Consider the following 24942-nt stretch of genomic DNA (forward strand, 5'->3'; position numbering starts at 1 on the left):
GGACCGGGACCGGCGCGGACCGGGACCGGGACCGGCGCGGACCGAACGGGGGCAGCGTGTGGCGCGGCGTCGACCCACCAGGAGTAGCGCGCGGCGCGGCGCGGGCTGGGCGAGGGCCCGGCGCCCTTCCAGCCTGGCCGGGCGCAGGGCGCTCGGGAGGGAGGGGGGCAGGGCGCTCGGGAGGGACGGGCGCGGGGCTTCGCGCGCCCCTGAATTCTTTTCGACATCGGCTATTGACGTCGCCGTAACAGGTGGCCTAGCGTCCTGTCGAACCGCTTCGTCGAAACGCTTCGACGAAGTTCGGGAGCGGTCCCACCCCAGGCCGGAGGAGGTGCGCGGTGGCCACCATGCACGACGTCGCCCGCCTCGCACAGGTCTCGGTCAGCACCGTCTCGTACGTGCTCACCGGCACCCGGCCGATCTCGCAGGCCACCCGTAACAAGGTGCTCGCCGCGATGGCGCAGCTCGACTACCAGCCCAACGCGATGGCCCGTGGGTTGGCCAGTCGCCGCAGCCGGATCCTCGGCCTGCTGATGCCGATGGACGAGCGTGGCCTCGGTGCCACCGAGACCGCGTTCGTCACCGGTGCCGCCGCCGCGGCCAGCGTCGCCGGCTACCACCTGGTGCTCTCGCCGGTCGGTGGGGGCAACCTCGACGACCTGCGTCGGCTGGCCAGTCAGCGGATGCTCGACGGGGTCGTGCTGATGGAGGTCCAGCTGGCTGACGAGCGGGTCACTGTGCTCCAGGAGGCGGGGGTGCCGCTGGTGCTGATCGGCCGCACGGGCGACACCAGCACGCTCTCCTACGTCGACATCGACTTCGACCAGACCGTTCGGGAGGCTGTCGCGCACCTGGTCGGCCTCGGGCATCGGCGCATCGTCTACGTCAACCACTCGGCCGCGACGTTGGCCAGCGGTTACGGGCCGGCGTTGCGTACCCGTGACGCCTTCAGCGCGGCGATGACCGGGCACGGCCTGGAGCCGGTGATGATCGCGGCCGAGGACAGCGCCGCCGGCGGGCGGGCTGCCCTGGCCGCCGCGTTCGCGCAGGCCCCGGAGCTGACGGCGGTGTTGGCGATGAACGAGACGGCGATCTTCGGCATTCTCGGTGAGCTGACCGGCCGCGGGTTGTCAGTGCCCGACGACGTGTCCGTCGTCTCGATGGTCACCTCGCCGCAGGTCGCCGAGCTGGCCACCCCGGCGCTGACCGCGATGACGTCACCCGGTTCGGCGCTCGGCCGGATCGCGATCGAGGCGCTGACGCGCCAGCTGGATGGCCCCGCTGACCTTCGTCACCAGCAACTGCTGCCGTGCGCGTTGGAGATTCGTGGGTCGACCGCCGTGCCCCGAAGTCACCAGCTGATGGGGGCCGATCAGTAAATGGCCCGCCGCCGCGCTGCAACGCGACGACGGGCCCCGTGAAGTACCGGCTAGATACTCAACGAGGAGGATGCTAATGCAGCGATTCCACCGGCTCGTCGCCGCGATCGCCCTGGCGGCGATGGCGACGACCACCGTGGCCGCGTGCGGCGGTGGTGACAGCGGGGACGACAGTGACGCCAAGACCCTCAAGCTCTGGCACTACGAGAGCGAGAACAGCGCCATGGGGGTCGGCTGGGACCGGGCGATCGAGATCTTCAAGTCCGAGCACCCGGGCGTGGAGGTGCGCTTCGAGCGCAAGGCGTTCGAGCAGATCCAGCAGAACGCCGGGATGATCATCAACTCGTCCGAGGGCCCGGACATCATGGAGTACAACAAGGGCAACGCGACCGCCGGGCTGCTCTCCTCCCAGGGCCTGCTGGCCGACCTGAGCAGCGAGGCCGACAAGCGCGGCTGGGCCGGCAAGCTCAGCCCCAGCCTGCAGACCACCGCCCGGTACAGCGACAAGGGCGTGATGGGCTCCGGCAAGTGGTTCGGCGTGCCGAACTACGGCGAGTACGTCACCGTCTACTACAACAAGGACCTGTTCCAGAGCAACGGCGTCAAGGTCCCGACCTCGATGGCGGAGATGACCGCCGCGATGGACACCTTCGTCGGCAAGGGCATCACCCCGCTGGGCATGGCCGGCGCCGAGTACCCGGCCGGGCAGCTCTTCTACCAGCTCGCCCTCTCCAAGGCCGACCGGCAGTTCGTCGACAACTACCAGCTCTACAAGAACCCGGTCGACTTCAAGGCCGACCCGCTCAAGTACGGCGCGGACACCTTCGCCCAGTGGGTGCAGAAGGGTTACGTCGCGAAGAACTCGGCCAGCCTCAAGGCCGAGGACATGGGCACCGCCTTCATCGGCGGCAAGGTTCCGATGATCGTCTCGGGTAGCTGGTGGTACGGCCGGTTCAAGACCGAGATGAAGGCCAACTGGGACACCTTCCTCTTCCCCGGCAACACCCTGCAGGCCGGCTCCTCCGGCAACCTCTGGGTCGTCCCGGAGAACAGCAAGGCCAAGAGCCTGGCGTACGACTTCATCGACATCACCCTGCGTCCGGAGATCCAGGACCTGATCGGCAACAACGGTGGTGTTCCGGTCGCCGCTGACGCGTCGAAGATCAGCGACCCGAAGGACCGCAAGCTGATCGAGGACTTCAACACGGTCAGCAAGTCCGACGGGCTCGCCTTCTACCCGGACTGGCCGGTCCCCGGCTACTACGACGTGCTGGTCTCCGGCTTCCAGGGTCTGATCAACGGCTCGAAGTCGCCCGACCAGGTTCTCGACACGATCGCCAAGCCGTACGCCGATGGCGTCAAGGAGATCACCGGCAAGTGACACGGCGAGCGGCGGGCGCGACCGGCACGACCGGTGCGCGCCCGCCCACCCCGCCGGGAAGGATCTTCCATGGCAGTCTCCGAGACGGTCGCCGCCACACCGCCGGCCGCGACCCCCACCCCGCCCGCGCCCAGCCGCAGACGCCGCGGCCGCAACGCGGCGTACTGGCTCTACCTGCTCCCCGGAGCGGTGCTCTTTCTCCTGGTCATCGGCGCGCCGCTGGTCGGCACCCTCTACCTGTCGCTGACCAAGTGGTCCGGCATCGGCGACCCCCGGTGGGTCGGCCTGGACAACTACCGGCAGTTGCTCCAGGACGACGTGTTCTGGGCGTCGTTCCGCAACACCGTCTGGATGCTCGTCGCGATGGTGGTGGTGCCCACGGTGCTGGGGCTGCTGCTCGCCGCGGTGCTCTTCGACGTCGTCGGCCGCCGGTTCAAGCCCCGCACCGCCGCCGCGCTGCGGGCCGCGTTCTACCTCCCGCAGGTGCTGCCCGTCGTGGTGGCCGGCATCGTCTGGGGCTGGATCCTGCGCCCCGACGGCGCGTTCAACAGCCTTCTCGACGTGGTCGGTCTCGGCGCGTTACGCCATGACTGGCTCGGGGACCCGGGCACCGCCCTGCCGGCCGTGATGGCCGTGATGATCTGGGTGCAGATCGGCTACCCGGTGGTCGTCTTCATGGCGGCGTTGCAGCGGGTCGACCCCGAGCTGTACGAGGCGGCCGAGGTCGACGGCGCGAACTGGCTGCACCGGTTCCGCGCGATCACCCTTCCGCAGATCCGGCCGGAGACCTTCGTGGTGGCCCTGACCTGCACCATCGCCGCGTTGAAGGTGTTCGGGCCGATCTTCGCGCTGACCCGGGGTGGTCCGGACAACGCGACGAACGTGCCGAGCTACTTCGCCTACTACACGTTCTTCAAGAAGCTGCAGGTTGGCTACGGCTCCGCGATCTCCACGGTGCTGACACTGATCATCGTGGTGGTGGCCGGGGTCTTCATCTGGATGCAGGCCCGCAGCGAGCGCCGGGACCGGGGGTTCTGACATGGCCGTCACGCTCACACCGAGCCCCGCGCCGGTGACGCCGGCCCGGCCCGTACGCGATCGACACCACCGTGGCGTCAGCCGCTGGGTGGTGCTCGCCCTGGTCACCCTCGGCGCGCTCGTCATGCTGGTGCCGTTCGCGTTCATGCTGCTCAACGCGTTCAAGTCGCCCGGCGACTACTCGTCGGGCGGCCCGCTGAGCTGGCCGACGGAGTTCTACACCAAGGGTCTGCGCACGTACTGGACCGAGGTCAACTTCCCGCTGAAGTTCTGGAACTCGGCGGTCATCGCCGGCTCGGTGGCAGTGCTCGGCGTCGCCGTGTCACTGCTCAACGCCTACGCGCTGGGCATCGGCCGGGTCCGGGGCCGGCTGTGGATCGTGGGTCTCTTCCTGCTGGCCAACATGCTGCCGCAGGAGGCGCTGATCTACCCGCTGTACTACGCGGCGAAGCAGGTCGGCCTCTACAACACCCAGCTCTCGGTGATCATCATCTTCACCGTGATCCAGAGCGCGTTCGGCACGTACCTGCTCGCCTCGGTGATGGGCACGTTCCCGCGCTCGCTGCTGGAGGCCGCCGCGCTGGACGGCGCCGGCAAGTGGACGGTGCTGTGGCGGGTGGTCTTCCCCAACCTGCGGCCCACCCTCGCGGTGCTGCTCATCTTCTTCTTCATCTGGACGTGGAACGAGTTCCTCATCCCGCTGGTGATGCTGATCGACAACCAGACGCAGACCATTCCGGTCGCGCTCGCGTCGTTGCAGGGCGACCGGCTGATGGACGCCCCGACCACGAACGCCGGCGCGCTGATCAGCCTGGTGCCGGCCATCCTCTTCTTCCTCATCTTCCAGCGCACTCTGGCGCGCGGCATCACGGCAGGAGCCGAGAAGTGAAGTTCACCGACGGGTACTGGCAGCTGCGCCCCGGCGTCAGCGTCCTGCGCCCCGGCATCGTGGAGTCGGTCGAGCCGGACGAGCGCGGCTTCACCGTCTTCGCACCGACCGGTCAGATCACCGGCCGCGGCGACACCCTCAACCGCCCCCTGGTCACCGTCCGGTTCTTCTCCCCCGCCCCCGGTGTCATCGGCGTGACCATCGCCCACCACACCGGAGGGCTGCCCCGCGAGCCGCACTTCGGGCTGAGCACCGACGACACCCATCCGGTCACCGTCGACGTCACCGGGCTCAGCGCGACACTGACCACCGGTGAACTGACCGCGCGGGTCGCGCTCATCGACGGGTGGCGGGTCGACTTCCTGCACGGCGACCGGCTGGTCACCGCGTCCACCGCACGCAGCATCGGCGTCGTCACCGACGCCGAGGGCCGCCGGCACGTACACGAACGGCTCGCCCTCGGTGTCGGCGAGACGGTGTACGGGTTGGGCGAGCGCTTCGGCCCGTTCGTGAAGAACGGGCAGACCGTCGACATCTGGAACGCCGACGGAGGCACCGCCAGCGAGCAGGCGTACAAGAACGTGCCGTTCTACCTGAGCAGCGCCGGCTACGGGGTCTTCGTCGACCACCCGGAGCACGTGTCGTTCGAGGTCGGCTCCGAGGTCGTCGCTCAGACCCAGTTCAGCGTCGAGGGCCAGTCGCTCACCTACTACGTCATCGACGGACCCCACCCGAAGGACGTGCTGCGCCGCTACACCGCCCTCACCGGCCGTCCGGCCCGGATCCCCGCCTGGTCGTACGGCCTCTGGTTGTCAACCTCGTTCACCACCTCGTACGACGAGAAGACGGTGACCGAGTTCGTCGACGGGATGGCCGAGCGGGGGCTGCCGTTGTCGGTGTTCCACTTCGACTGTTTCTGGATGCGTCAGTTCCACTGGGTCGACTTCATCTGGGACCCGGCGACCTTCGGAGACCCGGAGGGGATGCTGCGCCGGCTGCACGAGCGCGACCTGAAGGTGTGCGTCTGGATCAACCCGTACATCGCGCAGCGCTCGTACCTCTTCGAGGAGGGCCGCGAGGCCGGTTACCTGGTCCGCAACCCGGACGGTTCGGTCTGGCAGTGGGACAAGTGGCAGGCCGGCATGGCGCTCGTCGACTTCACCAACCCGGACGCGGTCCGCTGGTTCACCGGCAAACTCAAGGCCCTGCTGGACATGGGCGTCGACTGCTTCAAGACCGACTTCGGTGAGCGCATACCGACCGACGTGGTGTGGCACGACGGCTCGGACCCGCAGCGGATGCACAACTACTACTCGTACCTCTACAACAAGGCCGTCTTCGAGTTGCTGGAGACCGAGCGCGGCGAGGGCGAGGCGGTGCTGTTCGCCCGCTCGGCCACCGCCGGCGGGCAGCAGTTCCCCGTGCACTGGGGCGGCGACTGCGAGTCGACGTTCGTCGCGATGGCCGAGTCGCTGCGCGGCGGGCTGTCCCTGGCGGCCTCCGGCTTCGGCTACTGGAGCCACGACATCGGCGGCTTCGAGGGCACTCCCGACCCGGCGGTGTTCAAGCGGTGGGTCGCCTTCGGGCTGCTCTCCTCTCATTCCCGGCTGCACGGGTCCGGCTCCTACCGGGTGCCGTGGGCGTACGACGAGGAGTCCGTGGACGTGCTGCGGCACTTCACGCACCTCAAGCTCGGCCTGATGCCGTACCTGGCGGCTGCCGCCCAGGAGGCGCACCGCGACGGGACGCCGGTGATGCGCCCGATGTTCCTGGAGTTCCCGGACGACCCGGCGACGACGCACCTGGACCGGCAGTACATGCTCGGCCCGGACGTGCTGGTCGCCCCGGTGCTCAGCGCCGACGGCGACGTCACGTACTACGTACCCGCCGGCACCTGGACGCACCTGGTCACCGGCGCGCAGGTCACCGGCCCGGCCTGGCTGACCGAGAAGCACTGCTTCGACAGCCTGCCGGTGCTGGCCCGACCGGGCGCGGTCATCCCGTTCGGCTCGCGCACCGACCGACCGGACTACGAGTGGGCCGACGATGTGCGGCTGCGGGTGTACGCACCGGCCGAGGGGCAGCGGACCCGGGTACGGGTACCGTCACCCGGCAACGGGCCGGGTGCCGAGTTCGACGTGCGCTACGAGGGTGGGACGGTCAGCGCCGAACTGGTGGCCGGCACCTCGACGGGCTACATCTGCGAGATCCAGGGGACGGAACGATGACGCAACACCACTTCCCGGAGAGCTTCGTCTGGGGCTCGGCGACGGCCGCGTACCAGATCGAGGGCGCGGCGACCGAGGACGGGCGCGGACCGTCCATCTGGGACACCTACAGCCACACACCGGGTCGAACCCTCAACGGTGACACCGGTGACGTGGCCGCCGACCACTACCACCGGTGGGCCGACGACCTCGGGCACATCGCCGACCTGGGGCTCGGTGCGTACCGGTTCTCCATCTCCTGGCCCCGGGTGCAGCCGGGCGGTTCGGGCCGGTTCAACCAGGCCGGCATCGACTTCTACTCGCGGCTGGTGGACGGGCTGCTGGAGCGGGGCGTCCGCCCGGTAGCCACCATGTACCACTGGGACCTGCCGCAGGAGTTGGAGGACGCCGGCGGGTGGGCGGCGCGGGAGACCGCGTTGCGCTTCCAGGAGTACGCGGCGGGCATCGTCGGTGCGCTGGGCGACCGGGTGCACACCTGGACGACGCTCAACGAGCCGTGGTGCTCCGCGTACCTGGGCTACGCCTCCGGCGTGCACGCGCCGGGTCGGACCGAGCCGGCGGCGGCGCTGGCCGCGGTGCACCACCTCAACCTCGCGCACGGCCTGGCCGGTCGGGTGGTCCGGGAGCTGGCCCCGTCCGCCGAGCTGTCGGTGACCCTGAACCTGCACGTCATCCGGGGTGCGTCGGACTCGGCGGCCGACCAGGACGCGGTCCGGCGGATCGACGCGCTGGCGAACCGGGCGTTCCTCGGCCCGATGCTGGACGGGGAGTACCCGGCCGACCTGCTGGCCGACACCGCTTCCGTCACCGACTGGTCGTTCGTGCGCGAGGGCGACGAGAAGCTGATCGCGGTGCCGCTTGACGTGCTCGGGGTCAACTACTACTCCAGCACCCTGGTCCGGGCGTGGGACGGGGTGTCGGCCCGCTCCGACGCCGACGGGCACGGCGCGTCGACCTCGACGCCGTGGGTCGCCGCGGAGAACGTCGACTTCCTGCCGCAGCCCGGCCCGTACACGGCGATGGGTTGGAACATCGACCCGCCGGCGCTGACCGAGCTGCTGCTGCGCCTCCAGCGCGAATACCCCAACCAGCCCATGATGATCACCGAGAACGGCGCGGCGTTCGACGATGTGGTGTCGGCCGACGGCCGGATCCACGACGAACGTCGGATCGACTACCTGCGTCGGCACATCGGCGCGATGGCCGACGCCCGCGCGCAGGGCGCGGACGTGCGCGGCTACTTCGTCTGGTCGTTGTTGGACAACTTCGAGTGGGGCTACGGCTACGACCGTCGCTTCGGCATCATCCGGGTCGACTACGACACCCAGGTACGCACCTGGAAGGACAGCGCCCACTGGTACCAGCGTCTCGCCGACACCGGCGAGCTGGACCAGGCGGCGGAGTAGACACGCCGCGACACTGCAGGTGTCACGGCGGTCGACCGGAGCCCCGCGCCCCGCGCCCTGCCGCGCCGATCATGGAGTTGTGGTGGGTGACAAAGTCGCCATTAGCCCCCCCAGAATGGGCACCACAATTCCATGATCGGCGAGGGCGGACGAGCGGCGTGGCGGCTAGACCCCGACGCGCTGCGGCGGGACGGTCAGGCCGTACATCTCCATCAGCTCCGGAGTGTCGACCCGGCTGCCGTCGGCCACCGAGTCGCAGGCGATGTCGACGATCTGGTCCTTGTGCGCCAACAGGTACGGCCGGGCGCCGACGTCGGCGCTGGCCAGGGTCGCGATGCCGGGCCAGTGCCGGCGGCCGAACAGCATCGGGTAGCCGCGCAGCCCGTCGTAGGTGGCGCAGACCAGCACGTCCGGGTACGGCAGCGCGGCCACCCGGCTGACCGCCTCGGCGGTCAGGCCCGGCATGTCGACCGGCACCACCACCACCGCCTCGATCCCCTCGTCGTCCATGGCGGCCAGGCCGGCCCGGATGGACGAGCCGACCCCGGTGCCCCACGCCTTGTTGATCACAACGGTCGCCTTGCCCAGGTCGGCGGTTTCCTGGACCTGCTCGGCGGCAGCGCCCAGGACGACCACGATCTGCTCGCAGCCCGCCTCGGTCATCGTGTCGATCATCTGATTCACCAGCGGCTTGGCGCCCTGGTGCAGCAACGCCTCGGGACCACCGATCCGTCGTCCCCCGCCTGCGGCGATGATCATTCCTGCGATCCCGTTCAGCTGCGCCCCCTCAAGCATGGGAGCGACCGCGACCGATCCGCCCCCTCCTACGGACACTGCAACGAGGAGCGCCAGCCAGGGGTGGCGGGGCGAAAAGGAGAAATAGCACAACCGTTATACACCGGACCGCAGCCGCTCCGCTCCGCTGCCACCCCTGACGCGAGCCGTGATCAAGTGATCAAAAGTAGGTCGGGAGGGCTCCTGGAACCTACTTTTCGTCACTTGATCATGGCGCGAGCACGGGTCAGGCCGCGTCGGCGTAGCAGTCGACGATGGACAGGTCCAGTGGGAACCGGACCGGCGTCGCACCGAAGAGCAGCGCGGAGGCTCGCTCGCCCGACCGGTTGACAGCCTCGGCGACCGCGTCCGCCTGACCGGCCGGCGCGTGCACGACCACCTCGTCGTGCTGGAAGAAGACCAGCTCGGCGTCGGTGCCGGACAGCTCCGTCCGCAGCGTGGCCAGCAACGTGGAGGCCCACTCCGCCGCCGTGGCCTGGATGACGAAGTTGCGGGTGAAGCGCCCCCGGGACCGGGCGGCACGCGCCCGCGGACTGTGCGGATCACCCGCCCGCTCCGGGTCGGCGGGCTCGTCGTCGAGATCACCGAACCCGACCGAGCCGGGCGGACACGTCCGCCCCAGCCACGACCGCACCAGCCCACCCGTCTCACCGGTACGCGCCGCCGCCTCGACGTAACCGAACGCCGTCGGGTAACTGCGCTTCAGCACCGCCAACGCGGGCACCGCGGCCCCGCCGGTCTGCCCGTACATCGCGCCGAGCAGGGCCACCTTGGCCTTGGCCCGGTCACCGCCGAACGAGTCCCGGGCCAGGGCCGCGTAGAGGTCGCCGGCACCGCCCGCCGCCGCCAACCGCGCGTCGCCGGAGACCGCGGCCAGCACCCGGGGCTCCAACTGGCCGGCGTCGGCGACCACCAACCGCCAGCCCGGATCGGCCACCACCGCCCGGCGGATCACCTTGGGAATCTGCAACGCGCCACCACCCCGGGTGGCCCAGCGGCCGGAAACGACCCCAGCCGGCACGTACTCCGGGTGGAACCGGCCGCCCCGGGCCCACTGATCGAGCCAGGACCAGCCGTGCGCCGTCCAGATCCGGTACAGCTCCTTGTATTCCAGCACCAGCGGCACCGCCGGATGGTCCACCCCACGCAGCACCCAGGCCCGGGTGTTGGGCAGCTCCACCCCGGCCTGGGCGAACGCCTTCAGCAGCTCCGCCGGAGAGTCGGTGTGCAGGCCGCGTACGCCGAGCGCGTCGGCGATCCGGGCGGCCAGCTCGGCGAGTCGGCGTGGCGGACCACCGACCGGGGACGCCTCGCCGAGCAGCTCGTGCAGGATCTCGTTGTGCACGTCGGCCCGCCAGGGCAGCCCGACGACACCCATCTCCGCCGCGATCAGCGCGCCGGCCGACTCCGCGGCCACCAGCAACCGGAACCGGCCGGGATGCTCGGTCGCGGCGACGCGGGTGAGCTGGTCGGCGTACACCTGGGTCAGTGCCTCGATGCCCGGGCCCGGCGGACCGGGCACTGTGTCGAAGAGCGCGCCCTGCCCGTGCCCGGGTGGCGCTGCGACGCGCAGCGGCGGGTCGGGCGGCACCGTCGCGCCGGTCAGCCGGGCCCAGGCGGCGGCCAGCGAGCGGGGCTCACCCCAACGGCCCACGTGCCCGAGCAGCAACGCCTCGGTCAACTCCACGTTGTGACACCGATCGACCCGGACGCCGGCGCGCAACAGCGTCGGGTAGAGCGCCGTGGCGGTCGACCAGACCCAGCGCGGGTGCTCGGCGGCCTCGCGGGCGGCGACCGCGGCGACCAGATCGGTGACGACCTCGGGTCGGCCGGTCGGCCGGCCGGTGGCGTCCAGCGGGCACAGCACTCCCCCACCCCGCTCGTCGGACACCACCGCCACCAGCACGAACGTGATTCTGCCTCTCCCGTCCGACAGGAACGGAGGCGCACCTCACGGTCGTCGGGCCGGTGGGCTGTCGGGGCCGGTCGGTAGCGTGATCGGGTGCCTCCCCAGATCCCGCATCCCGATCCCGGCACCCCCGACGCCCGCGGTCCGATGCGCTACCTCTGGTGGCTCGTCCGCTGCCAACCCTGGCGGGTGCTGCGCGGCAGCCTGATCGGCACGGCCTGGATGATCGGGCTCTCGGCCCGGCCCTACCTGATCGCCCGCGCCGTCGACGACGGGCTGCGTGAACGCGACACCCAGGCGCTGGCGCTCTGGGTAGCGGCGATCGTCGTCGCCGGCGTGGCCCTGTCCTACCTGGGCATCATGCGGCACCGCACGATGACCTTCCTCCGGGAGGACGCCAAGGCCCGCTCGGCGGAGGTTCTGCTGCGCCACCTGTCCCGCATCGGCGCGGTGCTGCCCCGCCGGGTCGGGGCGGGCGAGGTGTCCACCATCGGCGGCTCCGACATCGACTGGACCGCGCAGGTGCTGACGCTGACCGGGCCCGGCGTCGGCGCTGTCATCGCGTACGGGGTGATCGCCGTGGTGCTCTGGTCGGTCTCCCCGATGCTCGCGGTCTGCGTGCTGGTGGGGGTGCCGGTGGTCGGTCTGATCGTGGGGCCGCTGCTGCGCCGCCTGGAGCAGGTCGAATCGGTCTACCGCCGGCAACAGGGCGCGCTCACCGCCCGATCCGGTGACATCGTCGCCGGGCTACGGGTGCTCGCCGGGGTGGGCGGCCGGGACCTGTTCGCCCGGCGGTACGCGGCCCGGTCCCAGGAGCTGCGCGCCGAGGGCTACCGGGTCGGCGCGGTGAACAGCTGGATCGACGCGGCGACGGTCGCCATCCCCGGGTTGTTCCTGGCGGCGGTGGTGTGGCTGACGGCCCGGATGGCGGTGACCGGCGACGTCACGATCGGCGAGTTGGTCGCCGTCTACGGCTACGTGGCGACCCTGATCGTGCCGGTCTGGTTTCTGCTGGAGGGCAGTTACCAGCTCATTCGCGGCCGGGTCGCCGCCCGACGGATCGCCGACCTGCTCAACGTGACACCGGACGACGTCGGTGGCCCGGGCCGCCGGTGGCCGGGCGCGGTGCCCGAGGCACGCCGGCCGGACGACCTGGCCGGGCCGGACGTCCCGGCCGACCTGCACGACCCGGTGACCGGCCTGACCGTGCGCGCCGGCCACCTGACCGGGGTGGCGGTGGACGACCCGGCGGCGGCCGTGGCGTTGGCCGACCGGCTCGGCCGGTACGTGGCCAGCGACGTCACCTGGGGCGGCGGGCCGCTGCGCGAGGTCGCCCTGGACGAGGTGCGCGCGCGGATCCTCGTCGCCGACCACGACTCCTACCTCTTCGCCGGCACCCTGCGCGACATCCTGCAAGCCGGGGCCGACGACGATGACGAACGGGTCGGCGCGGCCCTGCGGACCGCGTCGGCGCAGGACGTCGTCGACGCCCTGCCCGCCGGGCTGGACACCCCGATCGACGCCCGAGGCCGGACGCTCTCCGGCGGTCAACGCCAACGGCTGCGCCTGGCCCGGGCGTTGAGCAGCGAACCGGAGGTGCTGATCCTCGTCGACCCGACGTCGGCGGTGGACGCGCACACCGAGGCGCAGATCGCCGAGCGGCTGGGGGCCGCGCGGGCCGGGCGGACCACAGTGGTGATCGCCACGTCGCCGCTGCTGCTCGGCCGGGCCGACGTGGTCGCGCTTCTCAGCGCCGGCCGGGTCACCGCCACCGGCAGCCACGCCGACCTGCTCGACGACGACCCGGCCTACCGGCACCTGGTGGCCCGCGGCAGCGAGGAGGCGTACCGGTGAGCCGGCTGCCGGTCGCCGACCGTGGCACCGTACGCCGCGCCCTGCGGGACATGATCAGCCGGCACCGGCGCGCCGTCGGGGTCGTGCTGGCGCTGCACAGCGCCGCCGCGGTCGCCGGGCTCGCCCCGCCGTGGCTGCTGGGCACCATCGTCGACCGGGTCACCGCGGGCGCGGGCGTGGCGACAGTGGACCGGCTGGCACTGGCCATCGCCGGCTGCGTCGTGGTCAGCGCCCTGCTCTCCCGGTACGCCCAGTACGCCGGCCACCGCTTCGGCGAACGGGCCGTCGCCGAGCTGCGCGAGGAGTTCGTCTCCCGGACTCTCGGGCTGCCCGTCTCGGTCGTCGAGCGTGCCGGCTCTGGGGACCTGGCCACCCGCAGCTCGGTCGACGTGTCGACGGTCGGCACCACCGTCCGGGACGTGGTGCCCACCATGGTCATCGCCACGGTGCAGTTGACGTTGCTGTTCGGGGCCGTCTTCCTGCTGCACCCGCTGCTCGGGTTGGCCGCGCTGGCCGGGCTCCCGTCGATCGTGGCGGTGACCCGCTGGTACCTGCGCCGGGCCAGCTCCGCGTACCTCACCGAGGGCGCGGCGGCCGCCGAGCTGACCGAGACGCTGACCACCACCGCCGAGGGCGCGCGCACCGTGGAGGCGCTGCGGCTGGCCGACGACCGGATCCGGCATGGCACCACTCGCGTCACAGCGGTGTGGCGGGCCCGTCGGGCGACCCTCGCGCTGCGTACCGTGTTCTTCTCGGTCGTCGAGGCCAGCTATCCGCTGCCGGTCGCCATGGTCCTGCTCGTCGGGGGCTACCTGCTCTCCCGGGACATGGTGTCGCTCGGCGCGGTGGTCGCCGCCGCGCTCTACCTGCAGCAGGCGATCGACCCGTTGGACCGCCTGTTGCAGTGGACCGAGCAGGCGCAACGCGGCTTCGCGTCGTACGCGCGACTGCTCGGCGTGGGCATGGTCCCGCCGGAAGCGCCAGGCACTAACGCCTCGTCACGGGGTGAGCGGCTGGTCGTCAGTGGCGCCCGGTTCTCCTACTCCGACGGGCCGGACGTGCTGCACGGCATCGACCTGGAGGTGCAGCCCGGTGAACGGCTGGCCGTCGTCGGCCCGTCCGGCGCCGGCAAGTCCACCCTGGCCCGGCTGCTGGCTGGGATCGACGCGCCACGCCACGGCGTCGTGACCATCGGCGGCTGCCCGATCACCGACCTCGACCCGGCCGAGCGACGCCGCCGGATCGCCCTGGTCACCCAGGAGCACCACGTCTTCATCGGCTCGGTACGCGACAACCTCTCCTTCGCCGCGCCCGACGCCTCCGACGAAGAGATGCGCGCCGCGCTGCTCACGGTGGGCGCCGGGTGGTTCGCCGAGCTCCCTGACGACCTGGACACCCAGCTCGGCGACGGGGCCCGTCAACTCGGTGCGGCCGAGGCCCAACAGCTCGCGCTGGCCCGGTTGGTGCTCGCCGACCCGCACACGCTGATCCTGGACGAGGCGACCGCCGCGCTCGACCCGTCCACCGCCCGCCGGACCGAACGCGCGCTGGCCGCCGTGCTGGTCGGGCGGACCGTCATCGCGATCGCGCACCGACTCAACACCGCGCACGACGCCGACCGGGTCGCCGTGCTCGCCGACGGTCGGATCACCGAGATCGGCAGCCACGACGAGCTGGTAGCGGCCGGCGGGGCGTACGCGGCGCTGTGGCGCTCCTGGCACACCCGCGTCGACGAGCGGTGAGGCGTCCTACTTCACGGCGCCGGAGGTGAGGCCGGCCTGGATCTGACGCTGGAAGACCGCGTACACGATGATCATCGGGAGGATGGCGATGGTCAGCGCGGCGAACAGCCCGGACCAGTCCGCCTCGTAGCCGGCGTTCACCGAGATGTCGGCGATGCCCTGGGTGAGCACCCACTTGTCCTTGGCGTTGGAGAGCAGCACCAACGGGAGCTGGTACTGCGCCCACTGGCCGATGATGTTGAAGATCGCCACGCTGATCAGGCCCGGCTTCGCCATCGGCATCATCACCTGGAAGAACAGGCGGGTGTGCGAGCAGCCGTCGATCATCCCCGCCTCGGCCACCGACGACGGCAGCGTCTTGAAGAACGCGGCCAGGAAGAACACGGTGAACGGCAACGAGTACGCCGAGTAGACCAGGATCACGCCGGTGTGGGTGTCGAGCAACCCGAGGTTCTTCACGACGAAGAAGAGCGGCACCAGGGCCAGGAAGACCGGGAAGGCCAACCCGGAGACGAACAGGTAGTAGACCGCCCGGTTGCCCCAGAACTTGTAACGGGCCAGCACGTACGCGGCCATCGAGCCGAGCAGCATGGTGAGGAACGTGCTGCACGACACCACGATCACGCTGTTGATGAAGTAACGGCCGACGTGCGCCTTGGTCCAGGCCCGCCCGAAGTTCTCCCACCGCAGCTCGGCCGGGAGCGTCCACGGGCTGCTGAAGATCTCGCTGGTGTTCTTGAACGCGGCCAGGAACGTCCAGAGGATCGGCACGATGACGATCACCGCCCACACGGCGAGCGCGACGTGCCCCAGGCCGGCGAAGAGCCGTACCTCCGAGCGAGGGTCCTTACGCCCCGGCCCGGCGGGGGCGGACGGGTCACCGGTCTTCGGCGGCAGCGCGGCCGGGGTCGGCGGCAGCGTCGACTGCGGATTCATCAGTACTCCACGCTTTCCCGCTTGGTGAGCCGCAGCGTCAGCGCCGCGAACGTGAGGGTGAGGAAGAACAACGCCACGCCCATCGCCGAGGCGTAGCCGTACTTCGAGTAGACGAACGCGTTGCGGTAGATCTCCATGGCCAGCACGGTGGTGGCGCCGTCCGGGCCGCCACCGTCCACCGAGAGCACCGCCACGATGGCGAACGCGTCGAACGCCGCGATCCCGAGGTAGACCCAGGCCACCTGGAGCGTGTCCCACAGCAGCGGCAGGGTGACCCGGAAGAACAACGTCACCCTCGTCGCCCCGTCCATCTCGGCGGCCTCGTAGATCTCACCGGGGATGGAGGCCATCCCCGCCGAGAAGAGCACCACGTAGAAGCCGACCGCCTGCCAGACCAGCACCGCGAGGATCGACCAGAGGGCCAGGCTCGGCTTGACCAGGAAGAGGATCGGCTCGATGCCGAACTTCATCAACACGCCGTTGATCAGGCCGGACTCGTTCGGCCTGTACACCATCTGGAACAACACCGCGATGATGGCCACCGCCAGGACCTGGGGGAAGAAGAACACCACCCGGTAGAACTTCGCCCCCCAGACCCCCTGGCGTTGACCACCGCTGCTCTTGCCGCCCACGTTGAGCAGGAAGGAGAAGAACAACGCGATGGCAATGGTGATCAGCGGCAGGGCAAGCAGCAGTACGCCGTGGTGCTGGACCGCCTTCCAGAAGGCCCCGTCGTCGAGCAACCTCTGGTAGTTGTCGAAGCCCACCCACTGCGGGGCGGACAGCCCCCGCCAGTTGGTCATCGAGATCTGGAACGCCTGCGCGTACGGCCAGATCACGAATGTCACGTACAGCGCGACCGGGGCGAACAGGAACCCGATCACGAATGGATACTTGCCGTGCCGCATGACCCTAGCTCCGATCGATCAGCGCTTGAACTTGGTGACGGAGCTGTCCTTCTTGATGGCGTCGGCGCGCTTCTGGATCCGCTCCACGAAGGCGTCGGCGTTGATCCGGCCGAACATCAGCTCGTTGGTGGCGGTACGCGCCTCGGTGTCGAGCTCCTTGTACCAGCCGTCGAAGTACAGGTTGAACACGTCCTGACCGGCTGCCTTGAGCGCGGCCTGCGAGCTGGCCACACCGGGCGGGAAGGAGAAGCCCTCCGAGCCGGCGGTGACCACGGTCGGGGCCTTGACCACCTCGGTGAAGCCCTTCGCGCCCGCCTTCGACAGCATCTGACGCATGTACTCCAGGCCACCCTTGGGGTTCTTGCTCTTGGCCGAGACGAAGTAGCCCTCACCGGCGGTGGCGCGCAGCGCGGTGGCTGGCAGCTTGTCCGATGCGGTCAGGCTCGGCACCGGCATGAGCTGGTAGTCGAAGCCGGCCGGGGTGTCCTTCTTCTGCTCGCCCTCCAGCCAGTCACCGCTGGGGTACAGGGCCACCTTGTACTGGTTCTGCCGCAGCTGCACGTCGGTGTGCTTGAGGCCCTCGAAGCTCTTGTCGCTGAACTTCGCCCCGACCTCGGCCCACGCCGCGGCCGCCTGCTTCACGGCGTCCTGCTTCCAGGCGCCGTCCTCCAGGTTGTCGATGTTCTTCAGCACGTCCGTGCCGCCGATCTTGGCGGCCTGGGTGAGGATCACGTTCCACTGGTAGTAGGCCGCGTTCGCACCGGCGTAGCCGTACGGGGTGATGCCCTTGGCCTTGATGTTCGTGAGCAGGGTCATGAACTCTTCCCAGGTCTTCGCCGGCGCCCAGCCATTGTCCTTGAACAGCTTGGCCGAGTACCAGATACCGAAGACCGTGGAGACGTAGTACAGGACGAACGGCTTGCCGTTGAAGGAACCGGCCTCGATGGTGCCCGGCACCACCGTGTCGCGGACCTTCTTGGTCGGGTCGTCGACCGACGGCGCGTCCCACAGCTCGGTGAGGTCCTGGAGCTGACCGTCGGCCACGAGCGCGCCGAAGTCCATCAGCTTCTCGCCCGAGTTGTTCACGAACTCCGGCGGGTTGCCGGAGGCGAACCGCGGCTGGAGCACAGTGGAGACGGCCTGGGTGGCCTGGTGCTTGACCTCGGCCTTGGGGAACGCCTTCTTGTACAGCGGCTCGTGCACGTCGGTGGCGTACTTCTCGCCGTAGCCACCGTTGAAGATGACCACCTCGATCGCGGCGTCCTCCTTGACGCCCAGCGGGTTCGCCTCGCTCTTGGTGCCGCCGGCGACCTGCTCGTTGTCACCGTCACTGCCGCTGGTGGCGCACGCGCCGAGCAGGCCGATGGCCGGAGTGGCGAGCATGCCCACGGCGGCGGCGCGACGCAGCACCGTGCGACGGTCGAGTGCGGCCGGGTGTTCGGGGGTAATCGACATCGTCGTCTCTCCTTGTGAAATTCGGGTCATGCGGTACGCCGGAGACGTCCGGCGTACCGCGACTCGAGGGCGAGGTTGTGCTCGTCCCCGCCGGGGACGTTGGCGGAGAGGTAGATAGGGGGTACCTCCCCGGCCTGGTGGAACCGTCGTACGACCTCCGCGGTCAGCAACTGCGCCAGCAGCGCCGTGGTGACCGAGGAGACCGCACAGACCGCGCCGCCGCCCTCGAGCGGCAGCAGTGCATCGCCGTACGGCGCGCCGTTGTCCAGCACGACGTCGGCGAGGTCGGCGAGCCGGTGCCCGGACGGGTGCCGTGGCGCCACCCGCGCGGTGTGCTCGACCGAGGTGACCGCGATCAACGGGTGACCGCGCTCGGTGACCAGCGCCGCCAGCTCGACCACCGAGCCGTTGATGCCGGACTGGGACGCCACCACGAACACGTCGCGCGGCTGGGGCGCCGCGAGCGCGTAGATCTGGTGGGCGATGGAGGGATCACGTTCCAGCTTGGGGTCGGCGAGCACGTCACGCGGGGCGTCACCGTGCATCACCAGGTCCCGTACCGAGAGCCGGTTGGTGGGGACCAACCCGCCGGCCCGGGCGACCAGCTCGGCGGCGAACGCCTCCGAGTGCCCGGCGCCGAACGCCTGGAGCACGCCGCCGTCGCGCAGGCTGTCGGCGATCAGGTCGGCGGCCCGGGTGATCCCGTCGGCCTCCGAGTCGAGCAGCCGGTCGAGCACCGGGCGGACGGCGTCCGCGTACCCCTGGGCGCTGATCATGAGTGGGCTCCCTTCGCTGCCTTGTGCCCGTCGACGGCCTGCGCTGTCCGCCGGAAGGCCGCGTGCGCGCGGTCGTGCGTGCGTTGGGCGACGGCGATGTAGAGCAGGTCGAGCACCACCAGTTGGGGGTGCCGGGCGGAGAGCGCGTCCGGCCGGAAGGTGGTCGCCTGGCTGGCGGTGAGCAGGACGATGTCGGCCAGCTCGGCCAATGGGGAGCGAGGGAAGCCGGTGAGCGCGAGCGTGGTGGCGCCCCGGCTGCCCGCCTCGGCGAGCATCTCGATCGTCTCCCGGGTCTGCCCGGTGTGCGAGATGCCGAGCGCCACGTCCCCCGATCGCAGCAACGCGGCGCTGGCCAGCCCCTCGTGCACGTCGTTCCAGGCCCACGCCGCCACACCGATGCGGTGCAGGCTGAACTGCATCTCCTCACCGACCAGGGCGCTGCCGCTGGCACCGAAGATGTTCACCCTGCTGGCGCCGGCGATCGCCACCGCGGCCCGCTCCACCTCGGTGAGGTCGAGCAGGGTGGCGGTGTCGTGCATGGCCCGCGTGTCGGCGGCCATGATCTGGTCGAGCACCCGGGCGAGCGGGTCGCTCGGTTGGATCTCGCGTCCGATGTCGACTGTCCAACCGGCAGAGCGGGCCCGGCCGGTCTCGGAGGCGATGCCCAGTCGCAGGTCGGCGTACCCCTCGAAGCCCATCGCCCGGCAGAACCGGGTGATGGTCGCCGGTGAGGTGCCGCTGCGCTCGGCCAGTTCGACGATCGTCGAGCGGGCGGCGGCCTCCGGGTCGCTGAGCACGTGCTCGGCGACGCGGTGCAGGGCACCGGTCAACTCGCCGAGCCCGTTGCGGACCCTGGCCAGCACCCCGTCGGAGGCCGAGGTTCGTCGCTCGATCACGTCGGCGTCGACCACCGCGGTCCCCGCGGCGGTGTCCACCTCGTGATCAACCATGAGACGCCCCTGCTTTCCGAAAAGACTGTTAACTGTTAGTGGTAAAATTTCTTACTGAACGACCGTCTATGTCAAGACCGTGGGCGAAGTTTTCAAACTGTTACCTGGCGCACGGCCCCTCACGCCGGCCACAACTTGCCCCGCACGACCGCGCCGACCAGCATGAACAAGCCAGATCGCCGTTCCGCGCAAGGAGAGTCGTACCGATGTCCGACAGCGTCGTGGTGGGTCTCGACATCGGCGGTACGTCCACCCGGGCGACCGTCCTCACCCTCACCGGGCAACGCGTCGGCACCGGTCGCGCCGGCGGCGGCAACCCCACCAGTCACGGCGCCGAGCGCGCCGCCGCCGAACTGTTGACTGCGCTGCGCGAAGCGCTCGCCGACGTCGACCCGACGCGGGCCGCCGCCGGGACCATCGGGCTCGCCGGAGCCGGCCGACTGCTCGCCGACCCGGCCGGGCGGGCCGCCTTCGACCAGGCCTGGCATGACGCCGGCCTGCGCTGCCCGTACGAGGTCCACGGCGACGCCCTGGTCGCGTACGCCTCCGGCACCGCCGCCCCGGACGGAACCATCCTCATCGCCGGCACCGGCGCGATCACCGCCCACGTCCACGAGCTGCGGCTCGACCGGATCGCCGACGGCCACGGCTGGCTGCTCGGCGACGCCGGGTCGGGCTTCTGGCTCGGTCGGGAAGCCGTACGCCGACTGCTCGCCGACCTCGACGCCGGCAGTGCGCTGGGCGCGCTGACCACCACCGTGCTCACCGAGATTCTGGGCAGCGCCGACATCGCCGCCCGCTCCCGAGACACCGTCGACGCCACCATCCAGACGGTGACCCGTCGACCCCCCGTCGAACTGGCCCGGCTCGCGCCGCTGGTCGTCGACGCCGCCACCCACGGCGACCCGGTCGCCACCGAACTGATCACCGACGCCGCCGCGCACCTCACTGAGAGCGTGAGCCGCATCCGCCCCGCCGGGGCTGTGACACCGATCGTGCTCGGCGGCGGCCTGCTCACCGCGGACACCCCGCTCGCCGCCGCTGTCCGGGCCGAGATCGCGCGGCACTGGCCGGACGCGCCACTGCGCACCGCCGGAGACGGGGCCGCCGCCGCGGCCTGGCTCGCCGCCCGTGGCCTACCCGAGGTGACCGACCCGGGCGCGCTGCATGCCCGCCTCTTCCCCACCCCCTGAAGGCAACGGCGCGCAGCGCGCCGCCCGCATCGGCACGGCACCTCGCACCCCCGCACCGCGGTTCCCCGCGCCTGACCTGCCCGCGGCGCACCCCGCGCCGCACTGCGCCCGACACCCCGCCCGGCCGCCTCGCACCCCGCCCGGCCGCGCCGCACCCCGCCCGGCCGCGCGGAGCGCCCGGCCGCCTCGCACCCCGCCCGGCCGCCTCGCACCCCGCCCGGCCGCCTCGCACCCCGCCCGGCCGCGCGGAGCGCCCGGCCCAAGATCGTGCTCGAACCAGGATGTAGTGGCCTCACGCCGCCAGGAGGGGACTACATCCTGGATCGAGCACGATCAAGGGGTCCGCGGTGACTCCACACATGCGGCGGTGCGCCCCAACGCACCTGGACAGCCCTGGCCCGTCGCGACAAGGCCAAGATCCGCGCACTTTCGGTGAAACTGCTGCCTCGGCGCGGCGTGAGGCAGCAATTTCACCGGAGTTGCGCGGATCTTGGGGCCGGGCCGGGCCGGGGTGGGATGGGGCCGGTCGGGGTGGCCGGCCCAGGGGTGGGATGGGGCCGGTCGGGGTGGGTGGGGCGGCCCGGGGTGGGGCCAGCCCAGGGGTGGGGCGGCCCAGGGGTGGGGCCGGTCGGTGAGCGAGTCGGGGTGAGCGAGTCGGGTGGAAAGTCGTATCGGCCTGCGGGTGGGGTGATCGGAATCGGTCAGCGGTGGCTAGGTCGGTTCTACTTGAGCTGCCCTGCGGTGAGGCCCGCCTGCACCTGCCGCTGGAAGGCCACGTAGACCGCGAGCACCGGGAGCACCGCGATACTCAGTCCGGCGAAGAGCCGGGCGTAGTCGCCGGCGTACCCCTGGCTGACCGACAGCGCGAAGAGCCCCTGCGCCAGCATCCATTTGGACTCGTCGCCCTGCAACAGCACCTGCGGTAGCAGGAACTGGTTCCAGTGGCTGAGGAAGTTGAAGATCGCCACACTGATCAGTCCCGGACGTGCCATGGGAAGCATCACCCGGAAGAAGAGCCGGAAGTGACCGCAGCCGTCGACCAGTGCGGCTTCCGCCACCGAGGTCGGCAGGGTCCGGAAGAACGCGCTCAGGAAGAACACTGTGAACGGCAGCGAGTAGGCCGCGTACACGAGGATCAGCCCGAGCCAGGTGTTGAAGAGGCCGGCGTTGCGGACCACGAAGAAGAGCGGTACCAGGGCGAGGAACACCGGGAACATCAGGCCGCCGACGAACAGGTAGTAGACGACCTGGCGACCGCGGAACTCGTACCGGGCGAAGACGTACGCGGCGGTGGCGCCCATCAGCATGGTGAGGCTGACCGAGCCGGCCACCACCACCAGGCTGTTGAGGAAGTACCGGCCGATGTGCGCGCCGGTCCAGGCCCGCACCCAGTTGTCCAGGTGCAGGGCACCGGGCAGCCCCCACGGGTCGGCGAGGATCTCACCGTTGGTCTTGAACGAGCTGATGAACATCCACAGCAGTGGCAGCACGGTGAGCAGGCCCCAGAGCAGCAGGAAGCCGTGCGAGAGGGCGTTGGCCACGCCGAGTTCCCGGCGTACCGGGCGGTCCCCGCTGGTGACCGGGGTCGGGGCGGTCGCGGTGGGCTGATCCAGAGTGGTCACGAGTACTCGATCCGTTCGCGCCGGCCGACCCGCAGCGACAGCACCGCCACCGAGAGGGTCAGGAAGAACATCACCACGCCGATCGCCGAGGCGTAGCCGAACTTGGTCTCGCTGCCGAAGGCGGTGTCGTACATGCGTACGCCGATCACGTCGGTGGAGAAGTTTGGCCCGCCGTTGGTCATCAGCTGGACGAGGATGAACCCGTCCAGGGCGAAGATGGCCAGGTAGACCCAGGCGACCTGGACGGTGTCCCAGAGCAGCGGCAGGGTGACCCGGCGCAGGGTGGTGAACCGGGACGCGCCGTCGAGCAGGACGGCCTCGTAGATCTCCTTCGGCACTGCCGACATCGCCGCGCCGAACAGCACCACGTAGAAGCCGACGTTGCTCCAGACCATCACCGCCAGCACGCACCAGAAGGCGGTCGCCGGGTCGCCGAGCCAGGTCGGCGCGGGCAGGCCGAGGCCGTGCAGAGCTGTGGTGAGCAGCCCCTTGTTGGGGTGGTACACCTCCTTCCACAGCAGCGCGATGATCACCACGGAGAGCACCTGCGGGAAGAAGTAAACGGTGCGGTAGAGCGCGCCGCCGCGTACGCCGGTGACGCCGGCGCTGCCCTTGCGTCCGCCCATGGCGAGCATGGTGGCGAAGAACAGCCCGAGCACGATGGTGAGCACCGGCACCAGCCCCAGCAGGATCGCGTTGTTCTTGAGCGCGTTCCACACGTAGTCGTCGTGCCAGAGGGTCTTGAAGTTGGCCAGACCGACCGGGTTGGCGTCGGCCGAGTAGCCGAGCCAGTCGGTGGTGGAGATCTGGAACGCCTGGAGGTACGGCGAGACGACGAAGAACACGTACAGCAGCACCGGTGGCACCAGGAACGTGACGATCAGCGGCCACTTGCCATGTTTCACGAGAGGGACCTCTCCGTTTGGGTACGGCCGGTGGGGGCGGACCTCTCCCCCACCGGCCGGGCGGTCAGGCCGCTCGCTTGTACTTCTTGATCGAGCTGTCCTGGGCGATCGAGTCGGCGCCCTTCTGGCACTGTTCGAGGAACTCGGCGGGGCCGATCCGGCCGCTGAAGAACTCGCCGCACGCGGCGTCGACGAGGTTGCGTTCCAACTTGCGGTAGAAGCTGTTGTAGACCCAGTTGAAGCCGTTGGCGCCGGACGCGTCGAGCGCCTTCACCACGGTGCTCAGCCCGTACGGCAGCTCGACGCCCTCGGTGGCACCGGCGACCACGGTGAGGCTGGCGACCTTCTTCGTGAAGTCCTGGGCGCCCTTCTTGGAGAGCATGGTCCGGAAGTACTCCAGGCCGCCGGCGACGTTGCGGGCCTTGGCGGGCACCATGAACGGTTCCCCGGCGGTTCCCCGGATCGCCTCGAACGGCAGCTTGTCGCCGCCGCCCAGGCTCGGCGTCGGTGCGATGGTCATGTTGAAACCGGCCGGGGTGACGTCCTTCTGCTCGCTCTCCAGCCAGGATCCGCAGGAGATGAAGGCGGCCTTGCCCTGACACCAGGCGGTCTGCGACTGCTTGTGGTCCAGGCCGGGCGAGCCGTCCAGGATGTACTTGTCCTTGACGATCTGGTGCCAGGCGTCGGCGGCGGCGCGCATCGAGTCGGACTTCCAGGCGTTCGGCTCCAGGTTGTCGATGGCGGTCGCCACCGACGGGCCGCCGAACTTGATCGCCGTGGAGATCAGCGGCCAGCTCATGTAGCGCGGGTGCAGGCCGGCGTACGTCCAGGGGGCGATGCCGGCGGCCTTGATCTGCTTGCAGAGCGCGATGTGCTCGTCCCAGTTCTTCGCGTACGACCAGCCGCGGTCGGCGAAGAGCTTGGCGGAGTGCCAGATGCCGTAGGCGGTGTAGGTGTAGTTGAGCACCAGGAACTTGCCGTCGTAGGAGCCGACCTCGACCGCGCCAGGCAGCAGGGTGTCCTTGACCGTCTTGCCGGGGATGTCGAGGCTCGGGGCGGCCAGCAGTTCGTCGAGGCCGGCGAGGGCGTTCTGGCTGACCAGGCCGTTGAAGTCGATCTGGCTGGAGCCGGAGTTGTTGACCACGTCGGGCGGGGTGCCGTCGACGAAGCGCGGCTGGAGGGTCTTGCTGATCTCCTGGGTGGAGGAGTGCTTGATCTTCGCCTTCGGGTACTTCTCGGTGTACATGGCCTCGTGGGCCTTTGCGTACTCCTCACCGAACCCGCCGCCGAAGATCACCACCTCGAGTGGGGCGTCCTCCTTCACGCCGAGCGGGTTCTCGGCGCTCTTGGTGCCCCGGTAGGTCTCGGCATCGTTCTTGTCACCGCCACCGCTGGTGGCGCAGCCGGACAGCAGACCGGCGGCGGGGGTGGCCAGGAGGCCGGCGGCGGCGCTGCGCCGCAGGATGTCACGCCTGTTCATGGGTTCTCCTCGGGTCGGGTCGGGCGGATCGCCGGTCTTGTGGGGGAGGCGTCCACCGCGCGAGGGGCGGTAGTTCTCTTCAGTTAGTGCTCCGTT

19 protein-coding genes are annotated in these 24942 nt (G+C 70.4%); 9 read left to right on the top strand and 10 right to left on the bottom strand.

All coding sequences use genetic code 11. The annotated features are described in order from the left end of the window. The first annotated feature begins 347 nt into the window (after positions 1 to 347). The 6 genes from ACFYPG_RS06855 (at position 348) to ACFYPG_RS06880 (ending at position 8321) form a co-directional block, all read left to right on the top strand. Positions 348 to 1379 carry a LacI family DNA-binding transcriptional regulator gene (locus ACFYPG_RS06855; RefSeq protein WP_355009736.1) on the top strand — a complete coding sequence of 344 codons (1032 nt, stop codon included), beginning with the start codon at positions 348 to 350 and terminating at the stop codon, positions 1377 to 1379. A 76-nt stretch (positions 1380 to 1455) separates the two neighbouring features. Beyond that, entirely contained in the window at positions 1456 to 2760 is a 1305-nt protein-coding gene (locus ACFYPG_RS06860; RefSeq protein ID WP_355009725.1) for an extracellular solute-binding protein, read from the top strand. Between the two features lie 69 nt (positions 2761 to 2829). Then, positions 2830 to 3798, top strand: a complete 969-nt coding sequence (locus ACFYPG_RS06865; protein ID WP_357260446.1) for a sugar ABC transporter permease — start codon at positions 2830 to 2832, stop codon at positions 3796 to 3798. Between the two features lies 1 nt (position 3799). Next, positions 3800 to 4687: a carbohydrate ABC transporter permease gene (locus ACFYPG_RS06870; protein WP_355009723.1), complete on the top strand. Its 888-nt coding sequence runs from the start codon at positions 3800 to 3802 to the stop codon at positions 4685 to 4687. Beyond that, positions 4684 to 6915, top strand: coding sequence for an alpha-xylosidase (gene yicI / locus ACFYPG_RS06875; RefSeq protein ID WP_357223127.1), 2232 nt, complete (start codon positions 4684 to 4686; stop codon positions 6913 to 6915). The genes ACFYPG_RS06870 and yicI overlap by 4 nt, the downstream gene beginning before the upstream one ends. Beyond that, positions 6912 to 8321: a GH1 family beta-glucosidase gene (locus ACFYPG_RS06880; protein ID WP_355009721.1), complete on the top strand. Its 1410-nt coding sequence runs from the start codon at positions 6912 to 6914 to the stop codon at positions 8319 to 8321. The genes yicI and ACFYPG_RS06880 overlap by 4 nt, the downstream gene beginning before the upstream one ends. 165 nt (positions 8322 to 8486) lie before the next feature. Here the strand turns inward: ACFYPG_RS06880 and ACFYPG_RS06885 are convergent, their stop codons facing one another. Together ACFYPG_RS06885 and ACFYPG_RS06890 are read right to left on the bottom strand one after the other, a co-directional pair. Further along, positions 8487 to 9080, bottom strand: a complete 594-nt coding sequence (locus ACFYPG_RS06885) for an NTP transferase domain-containing protein (protein WP_355009720.1) — start codon at positions 9078 to 9080, stop codon at positions 8487 to 8489. A gap of 262 nt (positions 9081 to 9342) precedes the next feature. Continuing rightward, positions 9343 to 11022 carry a bifunctional 3'-5' exonuclease/DNA polymerase gene (locus ACFYPG_RS06890; RefSeq protein ID WP_387350773.1) on the bottom strand — a complete coding sequence of 560 codons (1680 nt, stop codon included), beginning with the start codon at positions 11020 to 11022 and terminating at the stop codon, positions 9343 to 9345. 150 nt (positions 11023 to 11172) lie between these two features. Between ACFYPG_RS06890 and ACFYPG_RS06895 the strand changes: the two genes are divergently transcribed. Both ACFYPG_RS06895 and ACFYPG_RS06900 read left to right on the top strand, forming a co-directional pair. After that, positions 11173 to 12879, top strand: a complete 1707-nt coding sequence (locus ACFYPG_RS06895; protein WP_387350916.1) for an ABC transporter ATP-binding protein — start codon at positions 11173 to 11175, stop codon at positions 12877 to 12879. A gap of 50 nt (positions 12880 to 12929) precedes the next feature. Further along, positions 12930 to 14621, top strand: a complete 1692-nt coding sequence (locus tag ACFYPG_RS06900) for an ABC transporter ATP-binding protein (protein WP_387350918.1) — start codon at positions 12930 to 12932, stop codon at positions 14619 to 14621. A gap of 6 nt (positions 14622 to 14627) precedes the next feature. On the opposite strand, the gene ACFYPG_RS06905 is transcribed toward ACFYPG_RS06900, so the two are convergent. The 5 genes from ACFYPG_RS06905 to ACFYPG_RS06925 are packed head-to-tail and all read right to left on the bottom strand — an operon-like array spanning position 14628 to position 19646. After that, positions 14628 to 15557 (bottom strand): carbohydrate ABC transporter permease, encoded by a 930-nt coding sequence (locus ACFYPG_RS06905; RefSeq protein ID WP_354878666.1) that lies wholly within the window; start codon positions 15555 to 15557, stop codon positions 14628 to 14630. Beyond that, positions 15557 to 16465, bottom strand: a complete 909-nt coding sequence (locus tag ACFYPG_RS06910) for a sugar ABC transporter permease (RefSeq protein WP_354878663.1) — start codon at positions 16463 to 16465, stop codon at positions 15557 to 15559. The genes ACFYPG_RS06905 and ACFYPG_RS06910 overlap by 1 nt, the downstream gene beginning before the upstream one ends. A gap of 18 nt (positions 16466 to 16483) precedes the next feature. Next, positions 16484 to 17920 carry an N-acetylglucosamine/diacetylchitobiose ABC transporter substrate-binding protein gene (gene ngcE, locus ACFYPG_RS06915; RefSeq protein WP_357260452.1) on the bottom strand — a complete coding sequence of 479 codons (1437 nt, stop codon included), beginning with the start codon at positions 17918 to 17920 and terminating at the stop codon, positions 16484 to 16486. Between the two features lie 26 nt (positions 17921 to 17946). Beyond that, positions 17947 to 18696, bottom strand: a complete 750-nt coding sequence (locus ACFYPG_RS06920) for a sugar isomerase domain-containing protein (protein ID WP_091403970.1) — start codon at positions 18694 to 18696, stop codon at positions 17947 to 17949. After that, positions 18693 to 19646, bottom strand: a complete 954-nt coding sequence (locus ACFYPG_RS06925; protein WP_387350776.1) for a MurR/RpiR family transcriptional regulator — start codon at positions 19644 to 19646, stop codon at positions 18693 to 18695. Before ACFYPG_RS06925 ends, ACFYPG_RS06920 begins: the two co-directional genes overlap by 4 nt. Positions 19647 to 19852: 206 nt before the next feature. Here ACFYPG_RS06925 and ACFYPG_RS06930 point away from each other — a divergent pair, with 206 nt between their 5' ends. Further along, on the top strand, positions 19853 to 20839 hold the full coding sequence (locus ACFYPG_RS06930; RefSeq protein ID WP_387350778.1) for an N-acetylglucosamine kinase: 987 nt from the start codon (positions 19853 to 19855) through the stop codon (positions 20837 to 20839). Positions 20840 to 21561: 722 nt separating this feature from the next. Here the strand turns inward: ACFYPG_RS06930 and ACFYPG_RS06935 are convergent. From ACFYPG_RS06935 to ngcE (ACFYPG_RS06945), 3 genes are all read right to left on the bottom strand, one after another. Beyond that, entirely contained in the window at positions 21562 to 22461 is a 900-nt protein-coding gene (locus ACFYPG_RS06935) for a carbohydrate ABC transporter permease (protein WP_355009716.1), read from the bottom strand. Then, positions 22458 to 23366 (bottom strand): carbohydrate ABC transporter permease, encoded by a 909-nt coding sequence (locus ACFYPG_RS06940; protein ID WP_091403945.1) that lies wholly within the window; start codon positions 23364 to 23366, stop codon positions 22458 to 22460. Before ACFYPG_RS06940 ends, ACFYPG_RS06935 begins: the two co-directional genes overlap by 4 nt. 64 nt (positions 23367 to 23430) lie before the next feature. Then, entirely contained in the window at positions 23431 to 24846 is a 1416-nt protein-coding gene (ngcE, locus tag ACFYPG_RS06945; RefSeq protein WP_387350780.1) for an N-acetylglucosamine/diacetylchitobiose ABC transporter substrate-binding protein, read from the bottom strand. Between the last annotated feature and the right edge of the window lie 96 nt (positions 24847 to 24942).

It is taken from the genome of Micromonospora sp. NPDC005553 (assembly GCF_042871765.1).
Classification (GTDB): domain Bacteria; phylum Actinomycetota; class Actinomycetes; order Mycobacteriales; family Micromonosporaceae; genus Micromonospora.